Consider the following 20,396-nt stretch of genomic DNA (forward strand, 5'->3'; position numbering starts at 1 on the left):
AACCTGGGCCTCAAAGGGGAGGAGGAGGGCGCGGCTGGCGCAGCCGCTCCAGCGGTCGCGCCAGCCGTCGGGCCGGCGGTCGCGCCAGCAGCCCCGCCAGCCGTCGGGCCAGCAGTCGGGGCCCGACGGCTCAGAGCTTCGTGACCGCCGTGTACTTCAGTGCGATGCGCTTGGTCCCGTTGGTGCCGAAGTCGATCTTGACCACGGCGTTCGCCTCGACGTCCACGACGGTGCCCAGGCCGTAGGAGTCGTGAGTCACGCGGTCGCCGATCTCCAGGCTGGGGATGTCCTTCTGCACGTTGATGCCGCCGAACCCGCCCGTGGCGCCCGCCTTCTTCTGCGGGGAGAACGGGTTGGCCTGGCTGCCGCCCGACGACGACGTGGTGCCGGTCTTCGAGGATCCCGACCGGCCCGAGGACCACGAGGAGCCCGAGCCCGAGCCGCGCCCGCCGGAACCCGAGCGCCCGCCGGAGCCGTAGCCGCCGGAACCGTACCCGCCGCTCCAGCCACCCCGGCCCGCACGGATCGCGGCCGTCGACGACTCGCGCCGCCGCCAGTCCCACAGCTCCTCGGGGACCTCCTGCAGGAACCGGCTCTCCGGGAACTCGTTGGCCATGCCGAAGGCCGCGCGCACCGACGACCGCGTGATGTAGAGCCGCTCGCGCGCCCGCGTGATGCCCACGTAGGCGAGGCGGCGCTCCTCGGCGAGCTCGCTGTCGTCGTGCAGCGAGCGCATGTGCGGGAACGTGCCGTCCTCCATGCCGGTGAGGAAGACGACCGGGAACTCCAGGCCCTTGGCCGTGTGCAGCGTCATGAGCGTGACGACGCCCTGGTTCTCCTTCGGCGCCTCCTCCGCCGCGCCGTCGGCCACGTCCTCGTCGGGGATCTGGTCGCTGTCGGCGACCAGCGAGACCCGCTCCAGGAAGTCCGCGAGCGAGCCCTCCGGGTCGGTCTCGCCGAAGTCGACGGCGACGGCGTGCAGCTCGGCCAGGTTCTCGACGCGGCCCTCGTCCTGCGGGTCCTCGCTCGCGCGCAGCTCGGCGAGGTAGCCGGTGCGGTCGAGCACCGCGCCGAGCACCACGGCCGGCGCGGCGCCGTCGTCGACCAGGCCGCGCAGCTCGCGCATGAGGTCCCGGAAGGCGAGCAGCGGCTTGAGCGAGCGGTTGGTCATGCCGGGGATCTCGTCGGCCCGCTCCAGGGCGGCGCCGAACGAGGTGCGCTCGCGCTCGGCGAACGACGCCACGAGCGACTCCGCGCGGTCGCCGAGCCCGCGCTTGGGCACGTTGAGGATGCGGCGCAGGTTCACGTCGTCGTCCTCGTTGGCCAGCGCGCGCAGGTAGGCGACGGCGTCCTTGACCTCGCGGCGCTCGTAGAACCGCGTGCCGCCGACCACCTTGTACGGCAGGCCGACGCGGACCAGCACCTCCTCCAGCGCACGCGACTGCGCGTTGGTGCGGTAGAAGATCGCGACGTCGCCGGGGCGCACGCCGTCGCTGTCGCCGAGCTTGTCGATCTCGTCGGCGACGAACCGGGCCTCCTGGTGCTCGTCGTCCGCGACGTAGCCCACGATCTTGGCCCCGGCGCCCGAGTCGGTCCACAGGCGCTTGGGCGTGCGGCCCGCGTTGCGGGAGATCACCGCGTTGGCGGCGCTCAGGATGTTCTGCGTGGAGCGGTAGTTCTGCTCCAGCAGGATCGTGGTGGCGTCCGGGTAGTCCTTCTCGAACTCCAGGATGTTGCGGATGGTGGCGCCGCGGAACGCGTAGATGGACTGGTCGGAGTCGCCCACCACCGTGAGCTCGGCCGGGTCGAGACCCGAGTCGTCGTCCGCGCCCACCCCCGCGAGCTCCCGGACCAGCGTGTACTGCGCGTGGTTGGTGTCCTGGTACTCGTCGACCATGATGTGCCGGAACCGGCGGCGGTAGTGCTCCGCGACGTTCGGGAACGCCTGGAGCAGGTTCACCGTGGTCATGATGATGTCGTCGAAGTCCAGGGCGTTCGCCTGGGCCAGGCGCGCCTGGTACCGGGTGTAGACGTCGGCCAGGACCTGGTCGAACTTGGGCGTCGTGGTGTTGCGCTCGTCGGCCGACTGCCCGCCCCACGGGCGCCGGATGCCGCCCCCGGCGGCGGACGCGGCCTCCGCCTGCGCCTCCTGCTCCGCGTACGCCACGGCCTGCCGCGCGTAGGTCTCCGGGTCGACCAGCTCGTTCTTCAGGTCGCTGATCTTGTTCGACAGCCCGCGCGCCGGGTACTTCTTGGGGTCGAGGTTGAGCTCGCGCGTCACCAGCGTGATGAGGCGCTGGCTGTCCGCGGCGTCGTAGATGCTGAAGCTCGACCGCAGCCCGAGCGTGGTCGCCTCCCGGCGCAGGATGCGCACGCACGCCGAGTGGAACGTGGACACCCACATGCGGTTCGCGGCCGGGCCCACCAGGCCCTCGACACGCTCGCGCATCTCGGCCGCGGCCTTGTTGGTGAACGTGATCGCCAGGATCTCGCCCGCCCGTGCCCGGCCCGTGGCCAGCAGGTAGGCGATGCGGTGCGTGAGCACCCGCGTCTTGCCCGACCCGGCGCCCGCCACGATGAGCAGCTGCCCGCCCTCGTGGATCACGGCAGCCCGCTGCTCCGGGTTGAGCCCGTCCAGCAGCTCGTCGGGGTCGAGGTGCGCGTAGGCCCCGCGGGCGCGCGGCGCCTCCGACTCGTGCGGCAGGCCCGCCAGCCAGTCCGGCTCAGCGGGCACGGCCGCCTCGCCGGGGTCGGTGTCGCCCCCGCCGTCGTCCCACCGCGGGGCGGTGCGCGGCAGGCGCGCCTCGTCACCCGGCGCCGCCGGGTCGAGGCCGGGCAGGGAGAGGCTGTCGAAGAGGGAAGTCATCGCCCCTAAGCCTAGGCGGGCTCACCGACACTGCCGACGGGCCGCGCGGCGGACCGGCGACCCCGGGGCCCCGCGCCCCACCCAGACGGTCGTGGAGATCATCCGCGAGGAGTGCCGAAAGGCCCGCCGAACCACCGGATGAAATACCGGGAACGGTTTTGTGCGACGTTCCTGCACTCATCCGCAAAAGGCTCCGGATATCAACCGCCGGCCGGGGTGATGTTCGGGTGATGTTCCGCGCCCGGGATATCACCCGGCGCCGCGGGTGAATCGCCGTGTTCACCCGCTCCCCGGCTTTCTGGCGCGCGCTGTGGGGGCAAGACTTTCCTCATGCATTCCGCCGCTCCACACGTTCTGGTCATCATCCAGAACCTGCCGTTCAGGATCGACCGCCGGGTCCGGTCCGAGTGCCGCGCGCTGACGGACGCCGGGTACCGCGTGAGCGTCGTCTGCCCGCAGGAGAACCCCGACGAGCCCGCCCGGTTCCAGGTGGACGAGACGACGGTCTACTCGTACGCCCCGCCCCCGGACTCCCGCGGCGTCATGGGCTACGTCCGCGAGTTCCTCGTCTGCTGGTGGCGGACGGCGCGGGCCTCGGGCCGCGTGCACCGCGACGCGCCGTTCCAGGTGATCCAGGCGTGCAACCCGCCGGACACCTACTGGCTGCTCGCCCTGCTCTGGCGCCTGCGCCGCGGGGTGCGCTTCGTCTACGACCAGCACGACCTGTGCCCCGAGGTGTACCTGGCCAAGTTCGGCCGGCAGGACCTGCTGTACCGGGCGCTGCTGCTCCTGGAGCGCGCGACGTACCGCACGGCCGACCACGTGATCTCGACGAACGGCTCGTACCGGCAGATCGCGCTGGAGCGCGGCAAGGTCGACCTGAGCCGCAGCTCGGTGGTGCTCAGCACGCCCGACGCCGACCTGATGCGCAAGGGCGACCCCGAACCGGGGGCCCGTGACCTGGGCAAGCACCTCGTCTGCTACGTGGGGATCATGGGCTCGCAGGACGGCGTGGACCGGCTGCTGGCCGCCATCGAGCACGTGGTGCGCGTGCGCGGCCGCACCGACGTGCGCTTCGCGCTGCTCGGCTTCGGTGACGCGCTGGAGGAGCTGCGCGCGGACTGCACGCGCCGCGGCCTGGACCTCTGGGTGCACTTCACCGGCCGGGTCGACCACGAGGCCATCGGCCGGTGGCTGTCCAGCGCGGACCTGGGCGTCACGCCCGACCCGCCGAGCGAGTTCAACGACCGCTCCACCATGAACAAGACCCTCGAGTACATGGCGCACGAGCTGCCCGTCGTGGCGACCGACCTGACCGAGACCCGCCGCAGCGCGGGCGACGCGGGGCGGTACGTCGCCGGGAGCGACGCCGCGGCGTTCGGCGACGCGATCCTCGAGATCCTCGACGACCCCGACCGCGCCCGGCGGATGGGCCTGGCCGGGCGCGCCCGGATCGAGGGCGAGCTGTCCTGGCGCCGGCAGGCGGAGACCTACGTGCGGGTGTTCGACACGGTGACGGGCCACGCGCGCGCATTGTCCGAGAAGCGCGGATGAATGCACGTCGCGGCGTTTCCGGCGCGCCTCGCGCATTTCTCTTTCACCCCTGGGTGAAACACGCTCCGGGTGAATAAACGTCTACCACGGGTGATTTCGAAAGGCCTCGGCCAGTTCGCCGCGAGGCCGGGACGTACATTGATCGAAGCCAGGATGACAACACTCCAGGCCGATCCGAGCTGATACCGGAAGAAGGCAGCATGGACCAGAGACTCTTGCGGGCGGCCGTGGTGGGCGCCGGCTACTGGGGACCCAACCTGGCACGCAACTTCGCGGCGTCCGACCGCTGGGAGCTGGCCGCCGTCTGCGACCTCGACGCGGACCGCGCCACGCGGGTGGCCCGTGCGAACGGCCGGGCCGACGTCGAGACGTCGCTCGACGCGCTGCTCGCCCGGGACGACGTGGACGCGGTGGCCATCGCCACGCCCGCGCGGACGCACCACGCGATCGCCCTGGCCGCGCTGCGCGCCGGCAAGCACGTGGTCGTCGAGAAGCCGATCGCGGACCACGCGGCGGCCGCCGCCGAGATGGTCGCCGAGGCGCAGGCCCGCGGCCTGGTGCTGATGACCGACCACACCTACTGCTACACGCCCGCGGTCCGGAAGATCCGCGAGCTCGTGGCGGGCGGCGACCTGGGCGACATCCTCTACATCGACTCCGTGCGCATCAACCTCGGCCTGGTCCAGCCCGACGTCGACGTGTTCTGGGACCTGGCGCCGCACGACCTGTCGGTCCTCGACCACATCCTGCCCGGCGGGCTGCGGCCCGAGTCGGTGGCGGCGCACGGCGCCGACCCGATCGGCGCGGGCAAGTCCTGCGTGGGCTACCTGGTGCTGCCCCTGCCGGGCGGTGCCGTGGCGAGCGTGCACGTGAACTGGCTCAGCCCCACCAAGGTGCGGCGGATGACGATCGGCGGGTCGCGCCGCACGCTCGTGTGGGACGACCTGAACCCGCAGCAGCGGATCAGCGTCTACGACCGCGGCGTCGACCTGGAGACCCAGGCATTCGACAGCCTGGAGCGCCGGGCCGCCACGATCTCCTACCGCCTGGGCGACACCTGGTCGCCCGCGCTGGAGGAGCGCGAGGCCCTCGGGTCGATGGTGGGCGAGCTCGCCGAGGCGATCCAGGGCGAGCGCCCGGCCCTGACCGACGGCGCCGCGGGACTGCGCGTGCTCGACGTGCTGGAGGCCGCGGACCGCAGCCTCGCCACGGGCGGCGGCGTGACCCGGATCGAGACCGGTGCACGCACGCCGGTGCTCGCGGGCGGTCCCACCGGGAACGGAGCGGCCGCATGAGCGCGCTGAAGGGGACGCGCGTGCTGGTCACGGGCGGCGCCGGATTCATCGGCAGCCACCTGGTCGACGAGCTGGTGCGCCGGGGCGCGGCGTCGGTCACCGTGGTGGACAACCTGGTCAACGGCCGGCGCGAGAACCTGGCCCACCACCTGGAGGACACCGACGGGCACGGCACCGTGCGCCTCGTCGCCGACGACATCCGCAGCGAGGCCGCGCTCGCGCTGGTCGACGACGCGGACGTCGTCTTCCACCTGGCCTGCCTGGGGGTGCGGCACAGCCTGCACGACCCGCGGGAGAACCACGAGGTCAACGCGACCGCCACGCTGGAGCTGCTCGAACGGGCCCGCGCCGCGGGCGTCGGCCGGTTCGTGCACGTGAGCTCCAGCGAGGTGTTCGGCACCGCGCAGTACGCCCCGATGGACGAGCGGCACCCGACCTGGCCCGAGACGGTCTACGGCGGGTCCAAGCTCGCCGGGGAGGCGTACGCGCGCGCCGCGTTCCGCACCCACGGCATGCCCGTCGTGGTGGTCCGGCCGTTCAACACCTTCGGCCCGCGCAGCCACTTCGAGGGCGACAGCGGCGAGGTGCTGCCGCGCACGATCGTGCGCGCCCTGTGCGGCCTGCCCGCCTTCGTCTACGGCGACGGCGAGCAGACGCGCGACTTCCTGCACGTCAGCGACACCGCGCGGGGCCTGGCCGACATCGCGGAGTGCGACGCCGCCGTGGGCAGCACCGTGAACGTCGGCTCCGGCGCCGAGGTGACGATCAACGAGCTGGTGACCACGGTCGCCCGGCTCGCCGGGCGGCCCGACCTCGAGCCGGAGCGGCTGGAGGCCCGCCCGGGCGACGTGCGGCGCCTGCTGGTGGACAACACGCTGGTCCGGGAGCTGACCGGGTTCCAGCCGCGGACCACCTTCGAGCAGGGGGTCGCCGACCTGGTCGACTGGTTCAAGAGCCGGCCAGAGAGCCCGCAGGAGATGCTGAGCCGCATCGAGGACCGCAACTGGGTGGCGCCTGCGAGCGCCACCACGGCCCCCGCGGGGGTGGTCGCATGACCGCCGTGGAGGAGGGCCTGCACCGCGTCGACGTCATGAAGCCGTGGCTCGGCCCGGAGGAGGTCGCCGCGGTCACCGAGGTGATCGAGTCCGGCTGGGTGGCCCAGGGTCCGCGGGTCGCCGCCTTCGAGGCGGCGTTCGCGGACGCGATGCGCGCCCGCGCGGCCGTCGCGACGTCGAGCTGCACCACGGCGCTGCACCTCGCCCTGGTCGTCGCCGGCATCCGGCCGGACGATGACGTCGTGGTGCCGTCGTTCTCGTTCGTCGCCACCGCGAACGCCCCCACCTACGTCGGCGCGCGCCCCGTCTTCGCGGACGTGGACGCCGCCACCGGCAACCTCACCGCCGAGACGGTGGCCGCCGCCCTCACGCCCGCCACCCGCGCGGTGATCGCCGTGGACCAGGCGGGCGTGCCGGTCGACCTGGCCGCGATCCGCGAGCTGTGCGACCCGCTCGGCATCGTCGTGATCGAGGACGCCGCGTGCGGCGCCGGCTCGACCTACCGCGACCGCCCGGTCGGGGCGGGCGCCGAGATCGCCGCCTGGTCCTTCCACCCGCGCAAGATCCTGACCACCGGCGAGGGCGGGATGATCACCACCAGCCGCCCGGACTGGGCCGCCCGCGCGCGGCGCCTGCGCGAGCACGCCATGAGCGTCTCCGCGGCGGACCGGCACGCGTCCCTCGTCTCCCCGCCGGAGGAGTACGACGAGGTCGGGTTCAACTTCCGGATGACCGACCTGCAGGCCGCCGTCGGCCTGGTGCAGCTCGGCCGCCTCCCCGAGATCGTGGCCCGGCGGCGTGAGCTCGCCGCCCGCTACCGCGAGGCGCTGGCCGGCGTGCCCGGCCTGCGCCTCGTCGAGGACCCGGCCTGGGGCCGCGCCAACGTGCAGTCGCTGTGGGTCGAGGTGCTGCCCGGGTACCGCCTGGACCGGGAGGGGCTGCTGCTGGCGCTCGCCTCGGCGGGCATCTCGGCGCGCCGCGGCATCATGGCCGCGCATCGGCAGCCGGCCCACGCGGACCGCGGCCACGTGCCGCTGCCCGTGACCGAGCGGCTCACGGACCGCACGCTGATCCTGCCGCTGTTCCACCAGATGACGGACGCCGAGCTGGGCCGCGTGGTCGAGGTGCTCCGCGGGTACGGGGGGCAGTGAGGTGGCGGCGAGCTGGGGCGGGCCGCTGCTGCTGGTGGGGGCGAGCGGGCTGGCCCGCGAGGTGCTTCCCGTCGCCGCCGAGGCCGGGCACGAGGTGCTCGGCGTGCTCGACGACCGCCACGCCGACCTGCCGCCCACCCTCGGCGGGGCGCCGGTGCTGGGGCCGGTGAGCGCCGCCGCGGAGCATCCCGGCGCCCGGCTGCTGCTGTGCGTCGGCCCGAGCCGCACCCGCGCCGCAGTCCACGCGCGGCTGGACCCGCGGGCCGCGTACGCGCGCGTCGTCGACCCCTCGGTGCGCAACCCCGCCGGCTGCCCCGTCGGCGAGGGTTCGGTGCTGCTGGCCGGCGTCACGATCACCGCGGACGCCGTGCTCGGCGCGCACGTGGTCGCGATGCCCGGGGTGACGGTCACGCACGACTGCGTGCTGGACGACTTCGCGACGCTCGCCGCCGGGGTCTCCCTCGGCGGGGGCGTGCACGTGGGCCGGGCCGCCTACCTGGGCATGAACGCCGCGGTACACCCCGGCGTCCGGATCGGCGCGGGCGCCGTGGTCGGTATGGGGGCCGTGGTCCTGACCGACGTGCCCGACGGCGAGACCTGGGCCGGCGTGCCGGCGCGGCGGCTGGTCCGGGAGGTGGCGCGATGACCACGGTCCGGGCCCCGCTCCCCCTGCGCACGCGCCCGCTCGTCTCGGTCGTGGTGCCGCACTACAACTACGGGCAGTACCTCCCGACCTCCGTCGGCTCCGTGCTCGCCCAGGAGGGCGTGGACGTCGAGGTGATCGTGGTCGACGACACCTCGACCGACGGGAGCGTCGCCGTCGCGCGCGAGATCGCCGCGTCGGACCCGCGCGTGACGCTGGTCGAGCACGAGCAGAACATGCGGCACATCCGCACGTACAACGACGGGCTCGGCCGGGCCAACGGCGACTACGTGGTGCTCCTGTCGGCCGACGACGCTCTCGCGCCCGGCGCGCTGGCCCGCGCCGCCGCCCTGCTGGAGCACGACCGGCGGATCTCGCTCGTGTACGGCCTCGTGACCGACTTCGACGGCGTGCCGCCCGCGTTCACGCCGGCCCGGAGCTGGTGGACCGTCTGGGAGGGCGAGCAGTGGGTGGGCCACGTCGCCCGCCGCGGGCGGAACATCCCGACCAACCCCGAGGTGGTGATGCGTCGGTCCGTCTACGACGCGATCGGCGGCTACGTGGCTGCGCTGCCGCAGGCCGCGGACATGTACATGTGGCTCCAGGCCGCTGCGCGCGGCCGGATCGGCCGCGTCAACGGGCCGGTCCAGGCCTACTACCGGCAGCACGACGCGAACATGCACAACGTCCAGTTCGGCGGGAACCTCGACAACTGGCGCTCCGTGCTCGAGACGTTCGACCTGTTCTTCCGCGAGGACGGGCACCTGCTGCGCCGCCCCGACCGCCTGCGCGCGCGGGCCGACGCCGCCGTCGCGCGCGAGGTGGTGCTCGCCTCCACGCTGCTGCCCCCGGGGCCCGACGGCGCCGAGCACCGCGCGCAGCTCCTGCGGCTCGCCCGCGAGGCCGACCCCGCCGTCGTCCGGTCGCCGGCCTGGCAGTGGGCCCGGCTGGCCGGGCGCGCCGAGCACCGGTCGCGGCTCGGCGTCGAGGCCGTCGAGTCGCTGCGCTGGAAGGTCCGCGGCCAGCTCCTCGCGAGGTTCGGGACATGAGCAAGGGCGCCACCCTGAGCGGCCGCGTCGGCAACGCCCTGCGCTGGAGCACCACCGGCACGGTCGTGGTGCGGCTGGGCAACCTCGGCCTGGGCATCGTCATCGCCCGCATCGTGTCGCCCGAGGAGTTCGGCCTGTACGCGATCGCCCTGACGGTGCAGAGCGTGGTCATGGCCCTGGCGGACCTGGGCCTGAGCGCCGACCTCGTGCGCAGCCCCGACTTCGAGCGGCGCACCGGCCCCGTCGCGGTGCTCGGCCTGGTCACCGGCGGCACGCTCACCCTGGTCACCGCGCTGTCCGCGCCCGCGCTCGCCTCCGCGATGGGCGGCCCCGGCGCGGCCGGACCCATCGCGATCCTGGCCGCGACGTTCCTGCTGGCCGGGGTCGGCGTCGTCCCGTTCGCCACGCTCCAGCGGAAGCTCGACCAGCAGGGGCTGTTCCGCTCCAACGCCGTCGACTTCGGCGTGGGCGCCGTGGTGACCCTCGTGCTGGCCGTGCTCGGCTACGGTCTGGTCGGCCTGGCCGTGGGCCGGGTCGTCGGCCAGGCCTGCGGCGTGGCCGTGCAGTTCTGGCTCACCCGGAGCAGGCTCCGCCTCTCGTGGGACCGGACCGTCGCCCGGTCGGTGCTCGCGTTCGGCCTGCCCGTCGCGGCGGCGAACCTGCTGTCCTGGGTGCTGCTGTCGGTCGACCGCGTGGTGCTCGGCAACCTGGCCGGCGCCGTCGAGCTCGGGTTCTACGTGCTCGCCGCGAACATCTCGACGTGGCCCATGACGCTGGTGGGCCAGGCCCTGCGGTCGGTCACGCTGCCCGCCTTCTCCCAGGTGCGCGAGCGCGCCCGCGCCGCGCTCGTGCCGCTGCTCGGGCCCGTCTGGTGGGCCGTCGTGCTGGCGGCGGCCATGCTCGCCGCGCTGGCCCACCCCGTGGTCGTGCTCGTCTACGGCGCCCGGTGGGAACCGGCCGCGCAGATCCTGGTGCCGCTGGCCGTGGTCGGCGCCGTGCGCGTCGTCTCGGACGTGCTGGCCGGCTACCTCTACGCCCTGGGCCGCTCGCGCGGCGTCCTCGCGGTGCAGGTGGTCTGGCTCGTGGCCCTGGTCCCCGCCGTCGTGCTCGGCGCGCGGGCGGCCGGGAGCATCGGCGTCGCCGTCGCGCAGGCCGCCGTCTCCGTGGGCGTGCTGGTGCCCGCCTACCTGGTGCTGCTGCGCCGGTCGCGGGACGAGGTCGGCGCGCTGACCTGGGCGCTGGCCGTGCCGGGCCTCGCCGGGGCGGGCGCCGTGGCCGCGGGCCTGCTGGTCGCCGACCGGGTCGAGAACCCGCTGCTCGGCGGCCTTCTCGCCGGGGCGGTCACCTTCGCGCTCTACGCGGCGGCCACGGTCGCCTGGGTGCGGCCGCGCTGGCGCGCCGCCCGCACGGCCCTCGACGGTCCGGACGACGCGGCGGACGCCGCGCCTGACACGGTGCCGGACGCCGTGCCCGACGCCGTGCCCGACGCCGCGCTCGCCGGGACACCGGCCGACGCACTGGAACTTCTGCCGGACGCCGTCCCGGCTGCCCCACCGAGAGGAACGACGCGATGACCGAGACCACGACCGCCACCACCCCCGCGCCGCCGCGGGAGCCCGTGCCCTTCCTGGACCTGGGCGCCCAGACCGCCGAGGTCGAGAGCGACGTCCGCGAGCGCTGGGACGACATCCTGCGCACGTCCGGGTTCGTGCTGGGGCCGGACGTCGAGCGGTTCGAGCGCGAGTTCGCCGCCTACAGCGGGGCGCACCACGCCGTCGGGGTGGGCAACGGCACGGACGCCCTGGAGATCGGCCTGCGGGCGGCCGGGATCGGCCCGGGCGACGAGGTGATCGTCCCGGCCAACACGTTCTTCGCGACGGCGGAGGCGGTGCTGCGCTGCGGCGCCCTGCTGGTGCCCGCCGACGTCGACGACGACTTCCTGCTGGACCCCGAGGACGTGGCCGGCCGGCTGTCGGCGCGCACCCGGGCCGTCGTCGGCGTGCACCTGTACGGCCAGATGGCGCCGGTGACGCAGCTCCGCGAGCTGGTGGGCCCCGACGTCCTCCTGGTCGAGGACGCGGCGCAGTCCCAGGGCGCGAGCCGGGACGGGTTCCGCTCCGGCGGGGCGGGCGACGTGGCCGCGACCAGCTTCTACCCGGGCAAGAACCTGGGCGCGTTCGGCGACGGCGGCGCGGTGCTGACGTCGTCCGACGAGGTGGCCGAGCGGGCCCGCCGCCTGCGCAACCACGGCGGTGTCCACCGCTACGAGCACCTGGAGGTGGGGGCCAACTCGCGCCTCGACTCCCTCCAGGCCGCCGTGCTGTCGGCCAAGCTGACCCGGCTCGACGCGTGGAACCTGCAGCGCTCGGAGGCCGCGGCCCGGTACGGGGCCCTGCTCGCCGACGCGTTCCGGGACGTGCCGGAGCTCGTGGCGCCGCGCGAGCTGCCGGGGGCCACGCACGTGTGGCACCTGTACGTGGTGCGGACGCCGAACCGGCCCGCGGTGTCCGCGGCGCTGTCGGCCGCCGGGATCGGGCACGGCATCCACTACCCCGCCCCGGTCCACCTCCTGCCCGCGACGGCGCACCTGGGCTTCCGCCCCGGCACCGCCCCGCGGGCCGAGGCAGACGCCGGCCAGATCCTCTCGCTGCCGATGTTCCCGGGGATCACCGCCGACCAGCAGGAGCACGTGGTGCGCACGCTGCGCGCCGCCGTGACCGGGCGGGCCGCACCTGCGGGGGTGGCCCGATGAGTACCGGGGCGCTCGACCGCGCCGCCGTGGCGTGGCGCGCCCGGGTGGACCGGGACGCCACGGGCGGGCCGGGCATCGGCGCCCGGGTCGTGGGCACGCTCGGCTCGTGGGTCCGGTCACCCCTGGCGCCCCGGTCGTTCCGGCGGCAGCCGCCGTCGGCCCCGCAGCTGCGGCCCCGGGTCTCGGTGGTGGTGCCGTGCTACGACTACGGCCGGTTCCTGCCGCAGACGGTGGGCAGCCTGGTGACGCAGGAGGGGGTCGACGTCGAGGTGGTCGTCGTCGACGACGCCTCCACGGACGACAGCCTCGCCGTCGCGCGCGCCCTGGCGGCCGAGCACCCGGGCGTGACGGTGCTGGCCAACGAGCGCAACCTGGGCCAGGTCGAGTCGTTCAACCGCGGCTGGGAGCACAGCACGGGCGAGTTCGTGGTGCGGCTCGACGCCGACGACATGCTGCCGCCCGGCGCGCTCGCGCGGGCGACGGCGCTGCTGGAGCAGCACCCGGAGGTCGGGCTGGTCTACGGCCACCCACAGCACTTCGACGACGGCACGCCGCCCGTCCCGGCGCTCGGCGAGCTGTCCTGGACCGTGTGGGACGGCCGCGCGTGGCTGGCGGAGCGGTGCCGCACCGGCGTCAGCTGCATCACCTCCCCCGAGGTGGTCATGCGGTCCGACCTGCTCAAGGACGTCGGCCCGCTGGACCCGCACCTCAGGTTCACGATGGACGTCGAGATGTGGCTGCGCCTCGCCGCCGTCGGCGACGTCGCGTACGTGGGCGGCGCCGACCAGGCGCTGCACCGCGAGCACGCGGGGAGCCTGAGCGTGAACGAGGGCTCCGGCGCGCTGCTCGACCTGCGCGCCCGGGCCGACGCGTACGACCGGCTGTTCGCGAACGTCGGCGAGCGGCTCACCGGCGCGCACGGGCTGCACGACCGGGCACGCTCCGCGCTCGCCCAGGACGCCCTGCGGTACGCCGCGGCCGCCGCCGACCGGGCGGATTCGCCGGCGCCCTACCTGGAGCTCGCGACCGAGGTCTGGCCGGGCTCGCGGGAGTGGCCCTCTGCCGCGCGGATCGCGCGCCGGGCGGCGCGGGCCGGGCGGACGGGACGGGCCGGGTACGGCGCCGTCGTCCGCCGGATCACCCGCCGGGCCCGGACCGAGCTGATGTACCTGCGCTGGGCCACGTCCGGCCTGTGACCGCGCCCGACGACACGCCCGAGACCGCGCCCGTGAACCACGAGGGGGACCACCGATGAACCGGCTGACCAAGGCCACCGCGCGGCTACGCCGCCTGCGCCGCGTGGGCGCGCGCGGGCTGGCCCAGCGCGTCGCCGCGCGCGCCTACCGCAGCACGGACGCCGCGTCGCTCGGCTTCCAGCTCGACGCCGCGGACATCGCGGACGACGTCCCCGAGACGCTCCCGACGCCGGAGCCCGTGCCCGGCGACCGCCCGCTGACCGTGGGCTGGGTGACGTCGCCGCCCGCGGCGGGCTCCGGCGGCCACACCACGCTGTTCCGGATGGTCGAGGGCCTGGAGGCGCGCGGGCACAAGTGCGTCGTGTTCCTCTACGACCGGCACGGGCTGGACGTCGAGCAGCGGACCGCCGAGCTGCGGCACGGCTGGCCCGGCGTGCGCGCCGAGGTGCGGGACGCGCGCGCGGGCATCACCGGCATGGACGCCGTGGTGGCGTCGTCGTGGGAGTCCGCGCACGTCATCGTGGCCCGCACCCCGCGGCCCACCCGGCGCCTGTACTTCATCCAGGACTACGAGCCCTACTTCTACCCGCGCGGGTCCGAGTACGAGCTGGCCGCGATGACGTACCGCTTCCCGTTCCGGCGCATCGCGCTCGGCGACATGGTGGCCGGCTGTCTCACGGCCGAGCTGGGGCAGACCAGCGACGTGGTGCCGTTCGGCTGCGACACCGACACGTACCGGCTCCCCGAGGTCGAGGTGCCCCGGTCCGGGGTGGTGCTCTACGCGAAGCCCGACGTCGGGCGCCGGGGCTACCTGCTCGCCCGCCTCGCCCTCGAACGCTTCCACCGCGCGCACCCCGAGCAGGAGATCCACGTCTACGGCTCGCGCCCGGCGGACCTGACGTTCCCGGTGACGTACCACGGCCGCCTCACGCCGGCGGAGCTCAACGCCCTGTACGGGCGGGTCGTGGCGGGGCTGGCGATGTCGTTCACCAACATCTCGCTGGTGGCCGAGGAGATGCTGGCCGCCGGCGTCGTGCCCGTCGTCAACGACTCACCGCTGGCGCGCGCCGACCTGCCCAACCCGTACGTGGGGTGGGCCGAGCCGACGGCGGCGGGGATCGCCGCCGGGCTCGCCGCCGCCGTCGAGCGGCCCGACGCCGCCGCGTACGCGGCCAAGGCCGCCGCGAGCGTCGTAGGCCGGTCCTGGGGCCCGGCGCAGGAGGCCGTGGCCCGCATCGTGGAGGACGAGGTCCGTGGCGCGGCGCACGGCTGACAGCCGGCGGCCCGGGTCAGCGGCGCCGGGCGCGCGTCTCGAGCACGGCGATGAGCGCGAACGTGGCGCTCGCGCCGAGCAGGCCCGCCATCCCGGCGGCCCGGATGGTCGAGCCCCCCACCTGGTGCACGACCAGGGACTCCGGGGCGACCGTCACGGTGATGTCGTTGACGGGGACCACCCCGGCGTCGCGCTGCAGGCGGTCCAGCTCGTCGGCGATCTGCGCGACGATCTCGTCCTGCCGGGCCGCGACCTCCTCGGCGGTGGCCGCGACGACCTCGACGTACAGCACCTGCTCCGCGAAGTTGGGGGCCCACTGGCCGCCCGTGTCGGGCAGCCGGATCGACCAGCCGTCGCGCGTCCCCTCGCCCACCAGGGTCGCGTCGGGCGAGGCGTACTTGGTGACCTTGTCGGGCCCGGACACGGCCTTGGCGACCGCGCCGGCCGTGATGATCAGGTCCTCGGACGTGGTGCGCAGCGCGTTGGGGTAGGCCTTGCTCGCGGGCGCGAGGAACACGACCTGGGTACGGCTCCAGTACACGCCGTCGTCCAGCGTGGTGGTGTACACGAGCCCGAGCGTGGCCACGGCCCCCGCGAGCAGGACGGGCCAGCGCCGGAGCGCCGCACGTATCAGGTCCCACAACGTCATAGCTTCTCCGCGATTTCCTGGAGCGGGCGAAATTCGCGTCGGAGTTCCGCGACTCGTTCCTTTACCCGCCCTCGGCACGATACCTTTGTCGAGCGCGGCGTGATACGCCCGGAAAGGGTGAACAAATGTCATTCCTCGACGTGATTGCAGCTTTGGGCCGCCGGTGGATCGTCACCGTCGTCGGCCTGCTCGCGACCGCCGGCCTCGTCTACGGCGCGAGCACCGTCGAGCCGCCGGTCTACACCGCGCGCGCCCTGGTCCTGCTGGTGCCGTCCGAGCAGGTGGTCGGCGAGGGCGGCAACCCGTTCCTCGCCCTCGGCGGGCTCGACCTGCCCGCCCGCGTGGTGGTCGCGTACTACGAGAGCGACGTGGCCAAGGAGCGGTTCAGCTCGGGCTCGGCCGACGCCGAGTACGTCGTGGCCATCGAGGAGTCGACGCGCGGCCCGGTGATCTCGGTCGACGTGACCGACGTCAGCCCCGCGGCCACCATCGAGACCCTGGAGCTGCTCACCTCGTCGATCCCGGTCGAGCTGGAGCGCCTCCAGGAGGAGGTCGACGCGCCGAAGAACACCGTCGTCTCGACGCTGGTCCTCGCCAAGGACGAGCGGGCCAAGACCGACAACAGCGGCACGGTGCGCATGGTCATCGCCGCCGGGGGTCTCGGGCTCGTGGCGACCGTGGTCGCGTCCGTCGCCGTCGACGGGCTGGTCCGCAGCCGGACGCGGGGGCGCCGGCAGGCCGCTCCGGCGGACCCCACGGACCCGGCCGGCTCGGACCCGGCCGCGCCGGCGGCCGCGACGTCCGCAGCGGGGCCGAAGCCCGCCGGGCCGAACCCCGACGCCAAGGCCGACGCCCAGCCGGCCGACCCGGGGTCGCCCACCGCCAAGCCGGCCAAGCCGGCGACCGTGCGGCTGCCCGCCGTGCGGCCGCCGTCGGTGCAGCCGCCGCCGGGCCGGCCGGCGGACGACCGGGCCCTGCCGTCCTGGCCCAACCTCCCGCTCGACGCGCGTGACCGCCGCAGGGACGACGCGTCCGCCCGGGCGTCCTCCGCGGAGTCCCGGTGACCCAGACCCGGCCTGCCGCCGACCGGCGGCACGCCTCGCCGCCGCGGCCGGTGCCGCGGCGGAGGCTGCGACCCGACGTCGTCACCTGGCTCTCGGTCTACCTGCTCCTCCTGTTCGTCATCCCCTCCAAGCTGGTGATCGGGCCGCTCGGCAGCGCGGGCGCGCCGTCGATGGTCGTCGGCCTCGCCAGCCTGCTGCTGTGGGTGCTCACCGGCGTCGGGGCCGCCCGCCCGAGGCTGAGCGGGCCCCGGCTGATCCGGGTCTCGCTCGCCCTGTTCCTGTTCAGCGTCGGGGTCACGTACGTCATCGCCATGTCCCGGCCCGTCGTGTCCAACGAGATGAGCCCTGCCGACGTCGCGATCCTGGCGCTGCTCGCCTGGTCCGGCGTGCTCCTGCTGGCGCACGACGGCATCACCTCGACCGCCCGGCGCGACGTGCTCGTGTGGCGGCTGGCGCTGGCGAGCGGAGCCCTGGCCGTGCTCGGGCTGGCGCAGTTCGTGCTCGGCGAGCTGCTCGTGGACCGGCTCGCTCTGCCGGGCCTGACCCTCACGGCGCCCTACGAGCTCGGCGAGCGCAACGGCCTGATCCGGCCGCAGGGCACCGCGACCCACGCGATCGAGTACGGCGTGCTCGTGACCATGCTGCTGCCGCTGACCCTGCACGTCGGCTTCGAGCACACCGAGCGCAGGCCGCTGGTGCGGTGGGCACCCGCGGCGGCGACGCTCGTGCTGGTGCCCCTGTCCGGCTCCCGGTCCGCCTACGTGGGCGCCGCCATCGGCCTGGTCATCCTGCTCCTGGGCTGGAAGGGCTCCCGGCGCAAGATCATGCTCGGCGTGACCGCCGTCGGCGCCCTGGCGGGCCTGGTGGTCGCGCCGGGCATGCTGTCCTCGATCCTGGGCCTGTTCACCGGCGCGTCCGAGGACCCGAGCGTCACCTCCCGGACCGGCTCGTTCGACCTGGCGGGCGAGTTCATCGCGCGCGACCCCCTGTTCGGGCGCGGCCTGGGCACGTTCCTGCCCACCTACCGGATCTTCGACAACCAGTACCTCCTGCTGCTGGTGACCGTCGGGCTGGTGGGCACCGTCCTGTTCCTCGGCATCGGCGCGGCCACGGTCCGGGTGCTGATGCGGGTCCGCAGGCGCGCCGCGGGCACCGACGCCCGGACCTACGACCTCGCCCTGGCCCTCACGGCCTCGGTGGTCGTCGGGTTCGTCAGCCTGCTCTTCTTCGACGCCTTCGCGTTCCCGATGACGATGGGCGCGCTCTTTCTCCTGGTCGGTGTCGCGGGTTCCCTGCGCGCCCGGGCATAGCCCTGCGGAGATACGCCGAGAATCACCCGGAGAATCACCCGGGAATGCATTCCGCAGCGGATTGCCGTCGTTCACGATGAACAAATGATCAATCTCTGCTTTCACGGCATCGGGACGCCGCCGCACGACGCCCCGGCCGAGGAGGCCGCCTACTGGATCGGCACCGACACGTTCCGGCGCGTGCTCGACGTGGTCGCCGTCCGGCCGGACGTGCGGCTCAGCCTCGACGACGGCAACGCCTCCGACGTCGACGTGGCGCTCCCGGAGCTGGTCGAGCGCGGGCGGGTGGCCGACTTCTTCGTCATCGCCGGCCGCCTGGGCCACGCGGGCTCGCTGTCCGCCGGGGACGTGCGCGCGCTGCGCCGGTCCGGGATGGGCGTCGGCTCGCACGGCATGCACCACCGGGTCTGGCGCCGGCTGCGCCCGCCGGAGCTGCGCGAGGAGCTCGTCCTGGCCCGCGAGCGCCTGGAGGACGTCCTGGAGGAGCCGGTGCGCACCGCGGCCTGCCCGCTGGGCCGCTACGACCGGACCACCCTGACCGCCCTGCGGAAGCTGGGCTACACGCGGGTCTACACCAGCGACCGGGCGCTGGCCCGGCCGGAGTCCTGGCGGCAGGCCCGGTTCAGCCTCCGCGCGACCGACACGGCCGACGACGTCGCCGCCTGGCTGCGGCACGGGGACCGCTACACGGTCCGCGCGGCGGACCGGGCCCGCACGTTCGTCAAGGGGCTGCGCTGATGGGGGCCGAGGTCGCCGCGGTGGTCGTGACCTACAACAGCGCCCGGCACATCGACGCCCTGCTCGACAGCCTGCCGGCGGCCTTCGGCGACGTCCCGTACACCACTGTGGTGGTCGACAACGGGTCCACGGACGAGACGCTCACGCTGCTGCGGCGCCGGGGCGACTGCTCCGTCGTGGAGAGCGTCAACGACGGCTACGGGGCGGGGATGAACAAGGCGGTGCGGTACTCGCCGGAGTCGGCCGCCATCCTCGTGCTCAACCCGGACGTGGAGCTCGACGCCGACTCCGTCCCGCGGATGCTGGACGTGCTGCGGCGGCGCGGGGTCGGCATCGTCGTGCCGCGCACGCGGGAGGCGGACGGGAGCCTGTCCCCGACGCTGCGCCGCACGCCCACCGTGGCCCGGGCGGGCGGGCTGAGCTTCACGCGCCTGCCGGCCTTCGCCGAGCGGATCGAGGACCCGCGGGCCTACGCGACCGAGCACCTGGTGGACTGGGCGGTCGGCGCGATCTGGCTCGTGGACCGGGCGTGCTTCGACGCCCTGGGCGGGTTCGACGAGTCGTTCTTCCTCTACTCCGAGGAGACGGACTTCGCGCTCCGCGCGCGGGACCGCGGCTGGCGCTCCCTCTACACGCCGACGGCGGGCGCCATGCACATCGGCGGCGGCTCGGGCACGAGCCACGAGACGCACACCATGCTGATGCTGAACCGGGTGCGCCTGATCCGGCGCCGGCGCGGCACCCGCGCGGCGTGGATGTACTACGGGGCGACCCTGCTCGTGGAGCTCCGGCGCGGCCTGCTGGGCCACGGCGCGTCGTGGCCCACGCTGCGGGCCCTGGTCCGCCCGGCGCGGCGCCCGGCGGCGCTCGGCGCGAGCGACGAGGTGCTGCCGCGATGAGAGGGCCGGTGGCGTCCGTCGTCGTGCCCGCGCACGACGAGGAGCGCACGATCGCCCGCCTCCTGGACGCGCTGTGCGCCGACCCGGGGCTGCTGGAGGTCGTGGTGGCCTGCAACGGGTGCACCGACGGGACGGCGGCCGTGGCCGCCCGGTATCCCGTGACCGTCCTCGACCTGCCCGAGCCCTCCAAGGCCCGCGCGCTGCGGGCGGCCGACCGGGTGGCCGTCGCGTTCCCGCGGGTCTACCTGGACGCCGACGTCGAGATCACGGCGGACGGCGTGGCCCGGCTCGCGGCCGCGGTGGGCCCCGGGGGCGCCGCCGTGGCGGCGCCGTCGCGCACCATGCCCCGCACCGGGGTGACACTGCTGGCGCGCTGGTACTACGACGTCTGGGAGGCGCTGCCCACCGTGCGCTCGGGCCTGTTCGGGCGCGGGGTGCTGGCCGTGTCCCGGGCGGCCGCCGGCCGGATCGCCGCGCTGCCCCAGGTGATGGCCGACGACCTGGTGCTGTCCGAGGCGTTCGCCCCGCACGAGCGCGTCGTGGTGGCGGACGTCGCCGTCGTCGTGCACCCGGCGCGCACGCTGCGCGACCTGGTGCGCCGCCGGGCGCGGGTGACCACCGGGAACGTCCAGGCGGACCGCGCGGGCCTGCGCGGGGCCGAGGCACGGACCTCGCTCGGCGACCTCTGGCGGGTGGTCCGGGAACGGCCGGGCCTGGCGCCCAAGGTGCCCGTGTTCCTCGGTGTGGTGCTGGCCGGGCGGCTGCGCGCCCGCTCGGCAGTGCGCGCGGGCGACTTCACCACGTGGGAGCGGGACGCGAGCTCGCGGGTCTGACGGGCGACCCGGCATCCCCTTCGAGGCCCGGGTTTCTCCTCTTTCGAGGGCCGCAAAGAGGAGAAACCC

Annotated in this window: 17 protein-coding genes; 15 read left to right on the forward strand and 2 right to left on the reverse strand. The window is 74.7% G+C overall.

The window, feature by feature from the left end; genetic code table 11:
* Positions 1–130: 130 nt before the first annotated feature.
* Complete coding sequence (locus ACFWEJ_RS14415; RefSeq protein ID WP_377229888.1) at positions 131–2,866, reverse strand: UvrD-helicase domain-containing protein; 2,736 nt, start codon at positions 2,864–2,866, stop codon at positions 131–133.
* 330 nt (positions 2,867–3,196) lie between these two features.
* Here ACFWEJ_RS14415 and ACFWEJ_RS14420 point away from each other — a divergent pair, with 330 nt between their 5' ends.
* From ACFWEJ_RS14420 to ACFWEJ_RS14465, 10 genes are all read left to right on the forward strand, one after another.
* On the forward strand, positions 3,197–4,420 hold the full coding sequence (locus ACFWEJ_RS14420) for a glycosyltransferase family 4 protein (RefSeq protein WP_377229889.1): 1,224 nt from the start codon (positions 3,197–3,199) through the stop codon (positions 4,418–4,420).
* A gap of 200 nt (positions 4,421–4,620) precedes the next feature.
* On the forward strand, positions 4,621–5,715 hold the full coding sequence (locus tag ACFWEJ_RS14425; protein WP_377229890.1) for a Gfo/Idh/MocA family protein: 1,095 nt from the start codon (positions 4,621–4,623) through the stop codon (positions 5,713–5,715).
* Complete coding sequence (locus tag ACFWEJ_RS14430) at positions 5,712–6,770, forward strand: dTDP-glucose 4,6-dehydratase (protein ID WP_377229891.1); 1,059 nt, start codon at positions 5,712–5,714, stop codon at positions 6,768–6,770. The genes ACFWEJ_RS14425 and ACFWEJ_RS14430 overlap by 4 nt, the downstream gene beginning before the upstream one ends.
* Positions 6,767–7,921 (forward strand): DegT/DnrJ/EryC1/StrS family aminotransferase, encoded by a 1,155-nt coding sequence (locus ACFWEJ_RS14435; protein WP_377229892.1) that lies wholly within the window; start codon positions 6,767–6,769, stop codon positions 7,919–7,921. The genes ACFWEJ_RS14430 and ACFWEJ_RS14435 overlap by 4 nt, the downstream gene beginning before the upstream one ends.
* A 1-nt stretch (position 7,922) precedes the next feature.
* Positions 7,923–8,567, forward strand: a complete 645-nt coding sequence (locus ACFWEJ_RS14440) for an acetyltransferase (RefSeq protein WP_377229893.1) — start codon at positions 7,923–7,925, stop codon at positions 8,565–8,567.
* Complete coding sequence (locus tag ACFWEJ_RS14445) at positions 8,564–9,613, forward strand: glycosyltransferase family 2 protein (protein ID WP_377229894.1); 1,050 nt, start codon at positions 8,564–8,566, stop codon at positions 9,611–9,613. Before ACFWEJ_RS14440 ends, ACFWEJ_RS14445 begins: the two co-directional genes overlap by 4 nt.
* On the forward strand, positions 9,610–11,187 hold the full coding sequence (locus tag ACFWEJ_RS14450) for an oligosaccharide flippase family protein (RefSeq protein ID WP_377229895.1): 1,578 nt from the start codon (positions 9,610–9,612) through the stop codon (positions 11,185–11,187). Before ACFWEJ_RS14445 ends, ACFWEJ_RS14450 begins: the two co-directional genes overlap by 4 nt.
* The gene (locus ACFWEJ_RS14455; protein ID WP_377229896.1) at positions 11,184–12,365 is read left to right on the forward strand and encodes a DegT/DnrJ/EryC1/StrS family aminotransferase; all 1,182 of its coding nucleotides are present in this window, start codon (positions 11,184–11,186) and stop codon (positions 12,363–12,365) included. The genes ACFWEJ_RS14450 and ACFWEJ_RS14455 overlap by 4 nt, the downstream gene beginning before the upstream one ends.
* Positions 12,362–13,561 (forward strand): glycosyltransferase family 2 protein, encoded by a 1,200-nt coding sequence (locus ACFWEJ_RS14460; RefSeq protein ID WP_377229897.1) that lies wholly within the window; start codon positions 12,362–12,364, stop codon positions 13,559–13,561. The genes ACFWEJ_RS14455 and ACFWEJ_RS14460 overlap by 4 nt, the downstream gene beginning before the upstream one ends.
* 55 nt (positions 13,562–13,616) lie before the next feature.
* Positions 13,617–14,834 carry a glycosyltransferase family 1 protein gene (locus tag ACFWEJ_RS14465; protein ID WP_377229898.1) on the forward strand — a complete coding sequence of 406 codons (1,218 nt, stop codon included), beginning with the start codon at positions 13,617–13,619 and terminating at the stop codon, positions 14,832–14,834.
* 16 nt (positions 14,835–14,850) lie between these two features.
* Here ACFWEJ_RS14465 and ACFWEJ_RS14470 read toward each other — a convergent pair whose 3' ends face one another.
* Positions 14,851–15,483, reverse strand: a complete 633-nt coding sequence (locus ACFWEJ_RS14470) for a hypothetical protein (protein WP_377229899.1) — start codon at positions 15,481–15,483, stop codon at positions 14,851–14,853.
* A 125-nt stretch (positions 15,484–15,608) separates the two neighbouring features.
* Between ACFWEJ_RS14470 and ACFWEJ_RS14475 the strand changes: the two genes are divergently transcribed.
* The 5 genes from ACFWEJ_RS14475 to ACFWEJ_RS14495 all read left to right on the forward strand — a co-directional run bounded on the left by ACFWEJ_RS14475 (position 15,609) and on the right by ACFWEJ_RS14495 (position 20,327).
* The gene (locus ACFWEJ_RS14475; RefSeq protein ID WP_377229900.1) at positions 15,609–16,547 is read left to right on the forward strand and encodes a hypothetical protein; all 939 of its coding nucleotides are present in this window, start codon (positions 15,609–15,611) and stop codon (positions 16,545–16,547) included.
* Positions 16,544–17,857 carry an O-antigen ligase family protein gene (locus tag ACFWEJ_RS14480; RefSeq protein WP_377229901.1) on the forward strand — a complete coding sequence of 438 codons (1,314 nt, stop codon included), beginning with the start codon at positions 16,544–16,546 and terminating at the stop codon, positions 17,855–17,857. The genes ACFWEJ_RS14475 and ACFWEJ_RS14480 overlap by 4 nt, the downstream gene beginning before the upstream one ends.
* An 84-nt stretch (positions 17,858–17,941) precedes the next feature.
* Positions 17,942–18,595 (forward strand): polysaccharide deacetylase family protein, encoded by a 654-nt coding sequence (locus ACFWEJ_RS14485; protein WP_377229902.1) that lies wholly within the window; start codon positions 17,942–17,944, stop codon positions 18,593–18,595.
* Positions 18,595–19,494, forward strand: coding sequence for a glycosyltransferase family 2 protein (locus tag ACFWEJ_RS14490; RefSeq protein WP_377229903.1), 900 nt, complete (start codon positions 18,595–18,597; stop codon positions 19,492–19,494). Before ACFWEJ_RS14485 ends, ACFWEJ_RS14490 begins: the two co-directional genes overlap by 1 nt.
* Positions 19,491–20,327 (forward strand): glycosyltransferase, encoded by an 837-nt coding sequence (locus ACFWEJ_RS14495; protein ID WP_377229904.1) that lies wholly within the window; start codon positions 19,491–19,493, stop codon positions 20,325–20,327. The genes ACFWEJ_RS14490 and ACFWEJ_RS14495 overlap by 4 nt, the downstream gene beginning before the upstream one ends.
* Positions 20,328–20,396 lie beyond the last annotated feature (69 nt).

The organism is Promicromonospora sp. NPDC060204 (assembly GCF_042728455.1).
Classification (GTDB): Bacteria; Actinomycetota; Actinomycetes; order Actinomycetales; family Cellulomonadaceae; genus Promicromonospora.